Origin of the sequence: Joostella sp., from assembly GCF_048266025.1 — a bacterium.
Taxonomy (GTDB): domain Bacteria; phylum Bacteroidota; class Bacteroidia; order Flavobacteriales; family Flavobacteriaceae; genus Galbibacter; species Galbibacter atrarenae.
Genome location: NZ_JBLXAF010000001.1, coordinates 1,030,750 through 1,045,313, shown reverse-complemented (window position 1 = coordinate 1,045,313; position 14,564 = coordinate 1,030,750). Strand labels below are relative to the sequence as shown.

The following is a 14,564-nucleotide window of genomic DNA, read 5'->3' as shown; positions in this document are numbered from 1 at the left end:
TTACTTAATGAACAAAACCTTCCTATTTCTTATATTTTCCGTCTTTTTTCTAACAGCTCAAGAAAAGAAGAACGACACACTGGCAGAAGTCATTTTAGAATCTAAACAGTTCCAAAAGAACCCGCTCATAATCCCTGTAGATAACATAAGTAGTAACGATATTGAAAGATATGCTCCTACAGAAATAACAACAGTTTTAAACGAAACACCCAGCGTACATGTTTTCTCTGGCGCTATCAACACAAATAGACTCACAGTAAGAGGAATGGGGGCTAGGACTCCTTATGGAACTAATAAAATCCAAGCTTATTTTAATGGCATTCCTATTACAAGCGGTATCGGCGAAACATCTTTTAATATTTATGATCCGGAGAGCCTAGCTTCCATACAAATTATAAAAGGTCCTAAAGCAACTCCCTATGGTTCCAATTTAGGTGGTGCTCTTTTAATGCAAACAAAAATCCCAGAAAAGAATACAACTACAGTTAGTAATAATATCACACTGGGCTCTTTTGGCCTTTTAAAAAATAGCTTTCAAGCAAGCCATCGAGAAGAAAAGTTTTATTTCAACTTAATATCAGACCATTTGGAAACCGATGGTTATAGGGAGAATAGCAATTATAAAAGAAATGCTATTCTATTGGATATGGGCTATCATTTGGATGCTAAAAACACCATTAAACTGTTATTTAATCAACTTGATTATAATGCACAGATTGCGAGCTCTATTAGCGCTACAGATTTTAATGAGAATCCAAAATTAGCCGCTTCAAACTGGAATGAAGCGCAAGGTTATGAAGACAATAAAATAACTACTGTTGGAATTTCCTTGGAGCATAGTTTTTCTGATCGATTAACAAATACAACCACTGCTTTCTACTCTTATACAGACCATTACGAACCAAGGCCTTTTAATATATTAGATGAATTTACTAATAGCTACGGATTTAGATCTGTTTTCTTTGGAAACATCGCATCATTACCTTTTAAAAATAAATTTTCTGCTGGAGCAGAATTATATACAGACACTTATAATTGGGCTACTATTGAAAATTTATATGAACAAAACAACAACCAAGGTAGCCTTGAAGGAAATCTTTTAAGCGACAATAAAGAGTATAGAAATCGTTTAAATACTTTTGGAACTTTTAGCATGTATTTCCAAAAACTGGTAGTAGAACTAGGGCTAAATTACAATAGTACTTCCTATAACTTCCGTGATTATTACAATCAAGGGATAGAAAATAGGAATGCAAAGCGAAATTTTGATGGAATTTGGGCTCCAAACTTTAGCGTACGATATAACTTCACTGAGACCAATCTCCTTTATGGAAATATAAGCTACGGTTACTCTTTTCCTAATCTTGAAGAAACGTTAACTCCAGAAGGTGTAATTAATGCAAGTATTGGCCCAGAAACTGGAACTAATTATGAAATTGGAAGTGAAAATTATTTCTTCGGAAGAAAACTAAAAGCTACGGCTTCCTTTTACTTTATGGATGTTAAAAATTTACTAGTTGCAGATCGAGTTGATGAAGATCAATATATAGGGAGAAATGCTGGAAAAACATCTCACAAAGGAATCGAACTGGCATTAAATTACGTAACTAATATTTCAGCAGGAATCACCTTTCAGCCTTATATAAATGCCACTTTTAACCATCATAAGTTTGAAGACTTTGTAGATAACAATGTCGATTACTCAGGAAATAAACTTACGGGGGTTCCTAAAAACATGATTAATGGTGGGTTTCAGCTAAAACATTTAAACGGACTTTTCTTAACAACTACATATCAACATTTAGGTACAATGCCTATGAATGACGAAAACTCTTTATACAGTGATGCCTACAATCTTATTAACCTAAAGGCGGGATATGAAAAATTTGTATCCAAGAATCTTAGCTTGGAAATTACAGGAGGCATCAATAATCTTTTTGATGAAAAATATGCCTCTTCGATCCTTATTAATGCAGTAGGTTTTGGCGACTCAGAACCTCGTTATTATTACCCTGGACTCCCAATTAATTATTACGGCGGAATTAAATTAAACTATAAATTATAAAAAGAAAAATCCCCAAAGATTATCACTAACCTTTGGGGATTTATATATGTTAAGAAACGTGATTACTTGGTTTTCATCAACCAGTTTCTAATATCAACTTCTTTAGCCACTAAACCACGAAGTTCATCAATTTTAACACGTTTCTGCTCCATCGTATCACGATATCTTATGGTAACGGTGTTATCCTCTAATGTATCATGATCTACGGTAACACAAAAAGGTGTTCCTGCTGCATCCTGACGACGGTAACGCCTTCCAACGGCATCCTTTTCATCATAAGTAACACTAAAGTCCCATTTAAGATCTTCTAAAATTTCTTTAGCAACTTCTGGCAGTCCATCTTTCTTAACCAGTGGTAAAATAGCCACTTTTGTTGGCGCTAAAACCGATGGTAATTTTAAAACAGTTCTTGTAGAACCATTTTCTAATTCTTCCTCTTGAAGTGAGTTTGAGAATACTGCTAAGAACATTCTATCTAAACCAATAGAAGTCTCTAAAACATAAGGTGTATAACTCTTATTCTCTTCGTGATCGAAATATTGTAATTTTTTATTACTGAATTCTTCATGCTGCGACAAATCAAAATCTGTACGCGAATGAATTCCTTCTAATTCTTTAAATCCAAATGGAAATCTAAATTCAATATCGGAAGCTGCATCAGCATAATGCGCTAATTTCTCATGGTCATGAAAACGGTAATTATCTGCCCCCAAACCTAGAGACATATGCCATTTTAATCGAGCATCTTTCCAGTAATCATACCATTCTTTTTGTGTTCCTGGCTTGATAAAAAATTGCATTTCCATTTGCTCAAATTCACGCATACGGAAGATAAACTGTCTTGCTACGATCTCATTTCGGAAAGCCTTTCCTGTTTGTGCAATTCCAAAAGGAATTTTCATACGTCCTGTTTTTTGCACGTTAAGGAAGTTTACAAAAATCCCCTGTGCAGTTTCTGGGCGCAGGTATAAATCCATTGCTGAATCTGCAGAAGCTCCTAACTTTGTTCCGAACATTAAATTAAACTGCTTAACATCAGTCCAATTTTTACTTCCCGTTTCAGGATCTGCAATTCCAAGCTCTTCAATAAGTGCTTTTACATCTTCCAAATCTTCTTTCTCTAAAGACTGTCCTAGACGCTTTAAAATAGCTTGCCCCTCTTCATTGTATTTTACAACTCGTGGATTAGTAGCTATAAACTGTTCTTTATCGAAAGAATCTCCAAAACGTTTTGCTGCTTTGGCTACTTCTTTTTCTACTTTACCTTCGAGTTTGGCAACATAATCTTCTACCAAAACATCTGCACGGTATCTTTTTTTAGAATCTTTATTATCGATTAACGGGTCGTTAAATGCATCAACGTGGCCAGAAGCTTTCCATGTGGTAGGATGCATTAAAATAGATGCATCTATTCCTACAATATTATCGTGCATTTGCACCATTGCTTTCCACCAGTACTCACGGATATTCCTTTTGAGTTCTACCCCGTTTTGTGCATAATCATATACTGCACTTAATCCGTCATAAATTTCACTTGAAGGAAAAATATACCCATACTCCTTAGCATGGGATATCACTTTCTTAAATTGATCGTCTTGATTTGCCATGTCGCAAAAATATACTTTTTAGGAGAATTAGAATTTTATTTCAGCTTAAAAACAGAAGATGCTAATAAATTTTCTTTATAAAACACATTCACTCGATAATCTCCATCCATTTCGAGGTCTTTTACAATAATATAATCGCAGATTCCCATGGGTTTATTCTCATAGTCTACCACCACTTTTTTACTGTAAATTAGTTTTTTATCATTAAAATTAACCGCATTTCTACTTCCTAGAATCTGATTTTTAGGATCTATGAATTGAATATAGAACACACGCTCACCAGGTTGCAATAGTGTACCAGGAGCTATATTAAAACAAGCACGAAGACGTTCTGCTTTAGAAGCTCTATTGGTTTCTATAACTTTACCATTGCCTCTAGCTTTATATGCCATTCCTGCCAAAGCAGATACCTTTAAAGCGGGATCTCTGTCTACTTTCTTGGTCAGCTCAATATTTTCATTAATTAGAGAATCTGTGAATTGCGTAAGATTTTCGTTGGCGCTTTTTAAGGCATTAGAATAACGCTCTAATTCTGTATATCTTAATCTTGTACTATCTATTTCTTTAGATAGTAAGAAGTTTTGTTGTTTTATAGAGTCTGTAACTTTATGAAGATAATTATTCTCTTTTCTGATCTCGGCAAGCTCTCTTCTATATCTGCCTAAAATCTGATAATCTACATCAAGCATTTGGATGGAGTCCATCAACATAGCGATACGTTTTCTGCTATAATCGATTTGTTTGATATGGTTCTCATTCTCCTCAGCTAACTTATTCAAATCTGTTTGAATGCTCTCTAAATCTTCAACAATCATCCCTTTAGCATTCTCCAAAAAAGAAACTTTCTCTTCGCTTTCTACATAATTAAAGTAAGAAAACCCAGTCAGTGCTGCTATACAAAGCAGTAAAACTCCTAATATTATTTTTTGTCCAAGTTGCTTTTTTTGAGCACTCATTTAAATTAGTTAGATTTGGATATAACTTCAACTATCATAATTGATTAAGGCTGTAAAGATACTAAATGATCTTCAAAATTTATTCTTTCCGATCACTTGTTTAGGGTGTTCAGAAATAATAGGACCTAGTAGTGCTTCTATTTGTGTTGAATGTCGACATCAATTACCACTCACTCAATTTATTAATACAAACGCTAATCCTACCGAAAAAATTTTATACGGACGTGTTAAAATTGAAAATGCAGCTTCTTTTCTTCGATATTATAAAAAAGGAATCGTCAGAGAGCTTATTCATAACCTAAAATATAGAGGCCACCAAGAGCTTGGAACACTCTTTGGCAAATGGATTGGAGTAGAAATTTTAAATTCAGTAAGATTTAAAAATATTGATTATGTAATCCCAGTTCCGTTACACAAAAAGAAGAAAAAAGAAAGAGGATACAATCAAGTGGCAAAATTTGGCAAGGAAATAGCCGATCAGATAGCAGCAAATTATTCCGAAGAAATTCTTTATAATATTAAGTTTTCGAAAACACATACAAGAAAAAACAGAAGTGAGCGTGTCTCGGATTTAAAAAATCGTTTTTTATATAATGATAACATCAATCTGAAGGGAAAACATATTTTACTTGTTGACGATGTAATCACTACGGGAGCCACTATGGAGAGTTGTATTATTGCCTTCCCGAAAGATCAGAATATTAAATTTAGTATTATCACTATTGCAATTACTACATAATTTCAACGTTACTAAAAATAATCGTTAATTTGCAGCTTCAATTGGGCTACTTGAAATACCTTTTTTAATCAGTAATAATTTTACAACAATCATTACTAAAAAGTTTTCTAGCTGACCACTGAAAAACAATTAAGTATTATCTGATGAAAGCTAAGAATCTCTTAAGTTATATTTTATTTTTTGTCCTATTATTCAGTCTTATAAACTGCGCTAGAAGAGGAACCCCTGAAGGAGGACCTAAAGATTTAACGCCACCATCTATTGTTTCAGCTAGACCTGAGAATAATACTACTAATTTTACTTCAGAAAAAATTAGAATTGATTTTGATGAATACATCAAACTTAAAGACCTACAGAAGCAACTTATTGTCTCTCCTCCTTTAAAAAACACTCCTTATGTATATCCTCAGTCTGGAGCGAGTAAATATTTGGAGATTGAATTATTAGACACCTTGAAGGAAAATACCACTTATGTTTTTAATTTCGGACAAAGTGTAGTAGATAACAATGAAGCAAATCCATATTCTTTTTTTAAATATGTTTTTTCAACTGGATCATATATCGATTCTTTAGAGTTGGAAGGTTTTGTGATTGATGCAGTTCAGAAAAAGCCAGATTCTTTTATTTCTGTTATGCTTTACGAAGTGGATAGCGCTTATACCGACTCTGTTATATACCAGAAACCACCTACATATATAACAAACACATTAGATAGTTCTACAAATTTTAGACTTACAAATCTTAAAAAGGGAACTTATAAATTAGTCGCTATAAAAGATAAAGCTGGAAATTATAAATTCGATCCAAAAACAGATAAAATAGGTTTTATAGATCATCTTATAAATATTCCAAACGATTCTATATACGGATTAAATCTCTTTACGGAAGTTCCTGCATATAAAGCAGCAAGACCCTCTTTAATTGCTAAGAATAAAATATTTTTTGGTTACGAAGGCGATCCTACTGGAATGGAAATAAAATTAATTTCTGACAAACCAGAAGATTATGATTACCGAATCTTTCCAGATGCTGAAAAAGATACACTTAAATACTTCTTCACTCCTTTCGAGTCCGATTCTTTAATTTTTGAAGTAAAAAACAAAAAGGAAATAGACACCTTTACTGTCCGTATTAAAGAACTTTATGCAGACACCCTTGTGGTAGCACAAATGAATAAGAGTTTCAGTATAAATGATTCCTTAAAAATTCATGGTTCTACGCCAATTGAATCTTATAACAAAGAGCTTATTTCTGTAATAGACAAAGATTCTACAACCTTAGAATTTACTCCGTTATTAGATAAAAAGAAAAACATCTTTAATTTAAAATGGGATTCTGAGGCTGATCAGAAATATAGAATCACCTTACTTCCTGGAGCTATTACAGATTTCTATGGTGATAAAAACGACACCCTTTCTTATGGTGTTTCCACAAAAAGTGTGGCTGATCTTGGGAGTATGCGTGTAAATCTAAAGAATGTAGAATCGTACCCATTAATACTTCAGCTTACAGATAAAAATGGCGATGTAAAGGAAGAAATGTACATCGAGGAAAAGAAATATGCTTATGAATTCAGAAATATCGACCCTGGCACATATCTAATTCGTGTAATTCATGATGATAATGCTAATGGAAAATGGGATACAGGAAATTACTTAAAGAAAATCCAGCCTGAAAGAATCAGTTATTATCCGGATCCTGTTGAGTTAAGAGCCAATTGGGAGATTGAGCAGACTTTTATTTTAAAGTAAAGTCATCTCTATCATTTAAAAATTTAAGTCCGTTTCTGTACTTTGCAATTTCCTCTTTATAAAGTGTAGCATAAAGAGTTTCATCTTGTTCGCTATAAACAACAGTGTCTCCAAGAGGATTGTATATTGCAGAATGCCCTGTATATTCAAAATTATTCCCATCTAACCCAACACGATTTACTCCAATGCAGTAACTCATGTTTTCGATAGCACGTGCTTGCAACAAAACATCCCATGCTTTTATTCGCTTTTTTGGCCAATTAGCAACATATAGAAGCACGTCATAATCTTCGGTATTTCTAGCCCAAACGGGAAAACGTAAGTCATAACATATCTGCGGACATAACTTCCAACCTTTATAAGTAATAATCACTTTCTCGATTCCCGAAGCATACACCTCATGTTCTCCTGCCAACGTAAAGGTATGCCGTTTGTCATAATAACTAATATTACCATCTGGAGTTACAAACACTAATCGATTGTAATAATTATTGCTTTCTTGAATTACCAAACTCCCAACAATAGCTACATTTTTTTCCTTTGAAATAATTTTTAGCAACTTTAAAGTCTCACCTTCCATAGTTTCGAACACGCTTGCTGCGTTCATTGTAAAACCAGATGTAAACATTTCAGGAAGGATTACAATAGCGACATCCTCTTTTAAATCTCTTATTCTCTGTTGAAGTAATTCACGATTCTCCTCAGGATTTTCCCACGCTAAGGAAGTTTGTATTGCTGCTATTGAAAGTGTATCCGACATAAGATAAAAGTAAGGTAATTAACATAAAAAGTAAATTCTAAAGCATAAAAAAAGAGATAAACAATTAAGTTTATCTCTTTAATCCATGACACTCAGCAAAAAACTAGTGGGGGAAATGTTCTTATTTGGGGCATTAGAACATTAATAGTTTTTTTGCTACAATCATTAAACTTTTCATTAGTGTAATCGTTCCTTTAATATTATTACTTAATACTTTTAAGATCGATTTACTTTGTTGGTCGGTTTCATAGGTTAAAGCATAATCACTCATTTTACAAATAGTTAAGTAGGTTAATAACAATCTAATAATCTAGGAACATAAATTTATAACACTTTATCATAAATCTCACATTTTTGTTGTGAATGATACAAATGTTGTTGTCAAATTAAAATTATGTGTCATTCAACACAATATTTCCATATTGACGGTTGCAAATCTAAAAGAAAATTTGAATTATCAGTTAAAAGGATAAACTAATTCGACGAAATGCACATTCTTTTAAAAATAACAACTTAATAAGAAAACAATAAATTGTTATAAATTCATTTCAGGAGTATTTTCTTTAATAATAAGACGTCCATCAGTAGCGTTTTTAATTTCATCTACAGAAACTCCAGGAGCACGTTCTAACAATAAGAAACCATCTTTAGTAACCTCAAGAACGGCTAGATTGGTAACAATTTTTTTAACACACTTAACCCCTGTTAATGGTAGAGAACATTCTTTAAGAAGCTTAGACTCGCCTGCTCTGTTGGTATGCATCATCGCAACAATAATATTTTCTGCTGAAGCAACTAAATCCATTGCTCCTCCCATTCCCTTCACCATTTTCCCTGGAATCTTCCAGTTTGCTATATCTCCATTTTCTGCAACTTCCATAGCACCAAGAATGGTAAGATCGACATGTTGCCCACGAATCATCCCAAAACTAAGTGATGAATCAAAAAATGAAGCACCTGGCAATGTTGTGATTGTTTGCTTACCGGCATTTATTATATCTGCATCTTCATCCCCTTCAAAAGGAAATGGTCCCATCCCAAGCACGCCATTTTCACTTTGAAATTCAACAGAAATATCATCGCGTACATAATTAGCAACCAGTGTAGGAATTCCAATTCCAAGATTCACATAATATCCATCTTTTACTTCTTGAGCAATACGCTGCGCTATTTGTTCTTTATTTAAACTCATAATTAACTTGTTGAATTGTTCAAATTAAACTCTCTTTCTTACTGTACGTTGTTCAATCCTCTTTTCATATTTTTCTCCTTGAAAAATTCGCTGAACAAAAATCCCTGGAATATGAATTTCATTAGGATTTAAAATGCCTGCTGGTAACAACTCTTCTACTTCGGCAACTGTAATCTTAGCTGCTCCACACATAACAGGATTAAAATTACGAGCAGTTCCTTTAAAAATAAGATTCCCAGCTTCGTCCCCTTTCCATGCTTTTACAAAAGCAAAGTCAGCATCAAAAGCATGTTCTAAAATATGTGGTTTCCCATTAAAAACTCTACTTTCTTTTCCTTCACCCACTTCCGTTCCATAGCCTGCTGGAGTATAAAAAGCAGGAATCCCAGCTTGTGCCGCTCGGCAGCGTTCCGATAATGTACCCTGCGGAATAAGTTCTACTTCTAGCTCTCCACTCAACATCTGACGTTCAAATTCGTCATTCTCTCCAACATATGAGGAAATCATTTTCTTTATTTGACGTTTTTGCAGCAGCAAGCCTAAACCAAAATCATCTACTCCCGCATTATTAGAAATACAAGTAAGGTTCTTAATATTAAGCGCTACCAATTTATTGATACTATTCTCAGGAATTCCACAAAGTCCGAATCCTCCCAATAGAAATGTCATATTATCTTTTACTCCTTGGAGTGCTTCATCCACAGAGGCAACTTTCTTATTAATCATTTGATAAAATTTTAATTGAAAATTACGAATATTTCAATAAAATAAGAATTTTTTATTGAGTTGTTTAATAATCTATTTATGGAAAGAAATTGAAGAAACTGATTATTGGGAGTTAACTTTTAAACTAAAGTCAAAAAATATCATTCATGAGTCCTAAGAATCTAAAAACTCTTCAGAAGTAATTAAAATACAACCAAGCTGTTCCATCTGCTTTAATGCTTCTTTCGAATCGTTCGGCTCTAAATTTACACCACGGATTGCATCTGTTATAACATATGTTTTAAAACCAGCTTTGATTGCATCTATCACAGAATGAAGAACACAATAATCTGTTGCAATACCACTAACATATAAAGAAGTAACACCCTCATTATTAAAATATGAAGTAAGATTGATATTCGTAGCTTCAAAAGCAGAATAACCATCATCAATAGTTCCTGTTCCTTTTAAAGCAATTTTATCTATAAAATCTAAGTTTAAATCAGGGTGAAAGGCTGCTCCTTCTGTATTTTGAACACAATGTGGAGGCCATTTATCAAAATGCTTTGTTTTTGTAGGGTGCCAATCTTTAGAAGCTACTACCAAATTAAAACTAGGAGCAACTTTATTAATTATAGGAGCCACTTCTTCACCTCCTTTGGCGGCCAATACGCCGCCAGTACAGAAGTCGTTTTGAACATCTACAATTAATAATGCTTTCATAAGTACGATTTTAAAAATCGATATCTACTCCTTCGTTATAATCTACTTTTATAGAATCTTGATCCGTTTCAGCAGGTTTATCACAATCTACTCGGATACTTAAGTCTTCTGGCTCTTCAAAATCTGACGTTGAAATACCAAGATCTTCATCGGCATAACACTTCTTCATATAAAGTCCCCAAATAGGTAATGCCATACTCGCTCCTTGACCATATAAAGTCCTTGAAAAATGAGTTGCTCTATCCTCTCCACCTACCCAAACACCAGTAACCAAATTAGGAACCATCCCCATAAACCAACCGTCACTATTATTTTGAGTTGTTCCAGTTTTACCTGCAATAGGATTCATTAATTTATAAGGATAACCCGTCATTATTTCGCGATACATCTGGTTATACTTATCTACTCCAGTAGTTCTTAACCTAGCTCCAGATCCTGCCTGGGTAACACCTTCCATCAGTTTTATGGTTGTATAAGCAACTTCTTTACTTAAAACATCACGTGTTTCTGGTACAGACTCATATAATACAGTTCCATTTTTATCTTCTATACGAGAAATCATAACTGGCTTTACATACACCCCTTGATTGGCAAAAGTACCAAAGGCACCTACCATTTCGTATACAGAAACATCTGCTGTACCAAGGGCAATAGAAGGTACAGGAAGAACTTCAGATTCTATCCCCATACGTTTTATAAGGTTTACAACAGGTTGCGGACCAACTTTATCCATTAGCCTAGCTGTAACAGTATTCACAGAGTTTGCCAATGCATACTTTAACGTGTACATATCTCCAGAATATTTTCCATTGGAGTTTTTAGGGCACCAAGGAAGCATATTTCCATACTTATTAGCTTCAATGCATGTATATATATCTGGAAATTCATCACAAGGAGACAAGTGCAATTGATCTACAGCTGTAGCATATACAAAAGGTTTAAAAGTAGAACCCGCTTGGCGGCGACCTTGCTTAACTTGATCGTATTGAAAATGCTTATAATTTATACCTCCAACCCATGCTTTTACATGTCCAGATTGCGGCTCCATAGACATCATTCCTGTACGTAAGAAATACTTGTAATATTTAATCGAATCTAACGGCGTCATTACGGTATCTTTTTCCCCTTGCCAAGTAAAAACTCGCATTGGAATTTTTTCCTTAAATGAAGCAATAATTTTATCATTTGGATTTTTAAGATCATATTTCATATGCCTCCAACGTTCTGATTGACGCATAGAACGCTCATATGTACTTTGTACTTCTTCTGGAGTAACATCTAAAAATGGTGCTGTAGGGTTGCGTTCATCTGTATTCTGAACAAAGAATTCTGCTTGTAAACGCTTCATATGTTCCGTTACCGCTTCTTCTGCATTTGCTTGCATTCTAGAATCTATAGTCGTAAATATTTTTAATCCATCTAGGTAAATATTATACTTCTCACCGTCTGGTCTGTAATTATCTTCATCTGCAGCCCATTGCTTCAACCAATCTCTAAGATACTCTCTAAAATATGTAGCAATTCCCTCTCGGTGTGTTTCTGGATGGTAGTCGATTTCTAAAGCAATTGCCTTTAGAGAATCGCGTTCTTGCTCATTTAAAAAATCATTCTTATACATCTGGCTCAACACTACATTTCTTCTATTCTCCACTCCTGCAGAGTTCCTTCTAGGATTATACAAAGAAGAATTTTTAAACATTCCCACCAACATTGCAGATTGCTCTACATTTAGGCTTGAAGGTTCTTCTCCAAAATATATACGTGCAGCAGAACGAATACCATCTGCATTATTACCAAAATCATAGATATTGAAATACATCGCTATGATTTCCTCTTTTGTATATTGTCTTTCTAGCTGAATGGCAATAATCCATTCTTTCATTTTTTGAACGACACGCGCTAGTATATTCGACGAAACTTGTTCTGTAAATAATTGTTTTGCTAATTGCTGAGAAATCGTACTTGCTCCTCCCCTAGACCCCAAGAAAACAGCTGCTCTTAATGTTCCCCAAGCATCAATTCCTGAGTGGTCGTAATAACGCTCATCCTCTGTAGCTACTAATGCATTTACTAAATGTGGCGGAAGATCTTCAAAAGCAACAGGCGTTCTATTATCATTTAAATAATATTTACCCAACGTTTTTCCATCAGAAGAAATAATTTCTGAAGCTAAGTTTGTTTGTGGGTTTTCTAGGATTTCAAATGAAGGTAATTCTCCAAATACACCCCATGAAGCTAATAAAAACATAAGTACTACAAAAGCGATTCCACCTAAGAACAATCGCCAAAACCAAAGGATATATTTTCTAAAACCTTGATTTTTACTTTTAGCTTTTTTATTCGTTGCCTTCTTTGCCATTTTATTTTTCAGCTGATTTTTCTATACTTATACCTACGTCTGTAATCCCCTCTAAGGACGTCACTCCTTCTACAGATCCATTTTTTCGCATTGCATGCGCTATCCCAATACTATAATTTCCCATAGTGGGGAAGACAATTGCTTGCTTATAAAAAAGTTTATTCTCTTTTACTGAAGAAAACCCCTTTCCTAGCCATTCACCATTTGGCTTAGCCATTTCATACTCTAAAGTATCTGAAATAGTTTTTCCTTCGGGAAAGTCTAAATTAACAATCAAATATAAATTACTGAATCGATATTTATTATCATTCCTAAGATTGATAAAGATATCATATGCATTTATAGAATCCTTAGGGGTGAAATCAAAAGAGACCTCCTCTTCTTTATCCCAACCTCCTTTTATCGCTTTATACTCACTAAATACACTATTGGTATCGCAAGCAATAAGCAGTAAACCTATAAGACTTAAAAATACAAGTCGTTTATGCATTGTCAGACCTTTTCCTTCTGTTATTATTACGTCTTTTCTTATTTTTAGAACGCCCTTTTGTGCCTTTAGGCTTATCAAAACGTGTTAAACTATCTTGCCCTACAACGTTTTCAAACTCCGTTTTAGTATCTTCAGTTAGATCTAAAGCATATTCTTCTAACCCTGCTACTAGCTGTTTTTTCTTATTAAGACTGATAATTTCTTTTACTTGACTCGTTGTAAGAATAAACCAATTTGCCCATTCTCCTTCGTAACAAAACCACATTAACTGCTTAAAGATGTCTATTTTCTGACAAACGGCATCTCCCTTTTTGGTTTTTAAGCGCTGATCTTGACTCGGAAAATCATTCAATGCATCTAAATACGCATCCAATTCGTAGTTTAGGCAACATTTAAGCTTACCACATTGTCCGGCTAATTTCTGTGGATTTAGTGAAAGCTGCTGGTAACGAGCGGAAGCAGTATTTACGGATCTAAAATCTGTAAGCCAAGTAGAACAACAAAGTTCACGGCCACAAGATCCAATCCCACCAAGTCTGGCAGCCTCTTGTCTGTAACCTATTTGACGCATTTCTATTCGTGTACTAAAAGTACGCGCCATATCTTTAATTAACTGTCGGAAATCTACACGCTCTTCTGCGGTATAATAAAAAGTAGCTTTAGACCCATCTCCCTGAAATTCAACATCGGAGATTTTCATTTGCAATTTTAGGCTTATAGCTAATTCTCTAGAACGTTTCTGAACTTCAGCTTCACGATCTCGTGCTGCTTGCCAAATATCTATATCTTTCTGTGAAGCTTTTCGGTAGACTTTAGGTAGATTTTCATCTTTAAAATCTACTTTTTTCTTCTTCATCTGTACTTTAACCAATTCTCCAACTAACGTAACAACTCCAACATCATGCCCAGGAGAGCATTCTGTTGCAACGACATCTCCGATAGAAAGGGTTAAATTTTCTTTATTTCTGAAAAACTCTTTTCTACTGTTTTTAAATCTAACTTCCACGCAATCAAAAGGCTCATGCCCATTGGGTAACGACATATTAGAAAGCCAATCAAAAACGGTAAGTTTATTACAACCATCTGTTCCACAAGTACCGTTATTCTGGCACCCTCGAGGTTGCCCATCCTTACCGGTTGAACAACTACTACATCCCATAATTTTATATATTGAACCGAAATAAACTTCTCAAAAGTATGTTTCGGCGGAGGTTCAT

General features: G+C 34.2%; 12 protein-coding genes. 3 read left to right on the top strand and 9 right to left on the bottom strand.

The genetic code is table 11. The features are described from left to right. The first annotated feature begins 7 nt into the window (after positions 1 to 7). Positions 8 to 2,065 (top strand): TonB-dependent receptor family protein, encoded by a 2,058-nt coding sequence (locus ACN0TY_RS04430; RefSeq protein ID WP_417443514.1) that lies wholly within the window; start codon positions 8 to 10, stop codon positions 2,063 to 2,065. A gap of 62 nt (positions 2,066 to 2,127) precedes the next feature. Here the strand turns inward: ACN0TY_RS04430 and ACN0TY_RS04425 are convergent, their stop codons facing one another. Together ACN0TY_RS04425 and ACN0TY_RS04420 are read right to left on the bottom strand one after the other, a co-directional pair. Further along, positions 2,128 to 3,672, bottom strand: coding sequence for a glycine--tRNA ligase (locus ACN0TY_RS04425; RefSeq protein ID WP_417443513.1), 1,545 nt, complete (start codon positions 3,670 to 3,672; stop codon positions 2,128 to 2,130). A 35-nt stretch (positions 3,673 to 3,707) separates the two neighbouring features. After that, on the bottom strand, positions 3,708 to 4,628 hold the full coding sequence (locus tag ACN0TY_RS04420; protein WP_417443512.1) for a hypothetical protein: 921 nt from the start codon (positions 4,626 to 4,628) through the stop codon (positions 3,708 to 3,710). Between the two features lie 40 nt (positions 4,629 to 4,668). Between ACN0TY_RS04420 and ACN0TY_RS04415 the strand changes: the two genes are divergently transcribed. Next, entirely contained in the window at positions 4,669 to 5,367 is a 699-nt protein-coding gene (locus tag ACN0TY_RS04415) for a ComF family protein (protein ID WP_417443511.1), read from the top strand. A gap of 143 nt (positions 5,368 to 5,510) precedes the next feature. Next, complete coding sequence (locus ACN0TY_RS04410) at positions 5,511 to 7,118, top strand: Ig-like domain-containing protein (RefSeq protein ID WP_417443510.1); 1,608 nt, start codon at positions 5,511 to 5,513, stop codon at positions 7,116 to 7,118. Here ACN0TY_RS04410 and ACN0TY_RS04405 read toward each other — a convergent pair. From ACN0TY_RS04405 to ACN0TY_RS04375, 7 genes are all read right to left on the bottom strand, one after another. Further along, positions 7,105 to 7,878, bottom strand: coding sequence for an amidohydrolase (locus ACN0TY_RS04405; protein WP_417443509.1), 774 nt, complete (start codon positions 7,876 to 7,878; stop codon positions 7,105 to 7,107). The two genes, ACN0TY_RS04410 and ACN0TY_RS04405, sit on opposite strands and share 14 nt — an antisense overlap. A 535-nt stretch (positions 7,879 to 8,413) precedes the next feature. Beyond that, positions 8,414 to 9,070, bottom strand: a complete 657-nt coding sequence (locus ACN0TY_RS04400; RefSeq protein ID WP_417443508.1) for a CoA transferase subunit B — start codon at positions 9,068 to 9,070, stop codon at positions 8,414 to 8,416. Positions 9,071 to 9,094: 24 nt separating this feature from the next. Next, positions 9,095 to 9,796 carry a CoA transferase subunit A gene (locus ACN0TY_RS04395; RefSeq protein ID WP_417443507.1) on the bottom strand — a complete coding sequence of 234 codons (702 nt, stop codon included), beginning with the start codon at positions 9,794 to 9,796 and terminating at the stop codon, positions 9,095 to 9,097. A gap of 153 nt (positions 9,797 to 9,949) precedes the next feature. Further along, the gene (locus ACN0TY_RS04390) at positions 9,950 to 10,498 is read right to left on the bottom strand and encodes an isochorismatase family protein (protein ID WP_417443506.1); all 549 of its coding nucleotides are present in this window, start codon (positions 10,496 to 10,498) and stop codon (positions 9,950 to 9,952) included. Between the two features lie 10 nt (positions 10,499 to 10,508). Further along, entirely contained in the window at positions 10,509 to 12,857 is a 2,349-nt protein-coding gene (locus ACN0TY_RS04385) for a penicillin-binding protein 1A (RefSeq protein WP_417443505.1), read from the bottom strand. Position 12,858: 1 nt separating this feature from the next. Continuing rightward, the gene (locus ACN0TY_RS04380) at positions 12,859 to 13,347 is read right to left on the bottom strand and encodes a gliding motility lipoprotein GldH (protein WP_236957835.1); all 489 of its coding nucleotides are present in this window, start codon (positions 13,345 to 13,347) and stop codon (positions 12,859 to 12,861) included. Beyond that, positions 13,340 to 14,506: a PSP1 domain-containing protein gene (locus ACN0TY_RS04375; protein WP_236957834.1), complete on the bottom strand. Its 1,167-nt coding sequence runs from the start codon at positions 14,504 to 14,506 to the stop codon at positions 13,340 to 13,342. The genes ACN0TY_RS04380 and ACN0TY_RS04375 overlap by 8 nt, the downstream gene beginning before the upstream one ends. Positions 14,507 to 14,564: the final 58 nt, after the last annotated feature.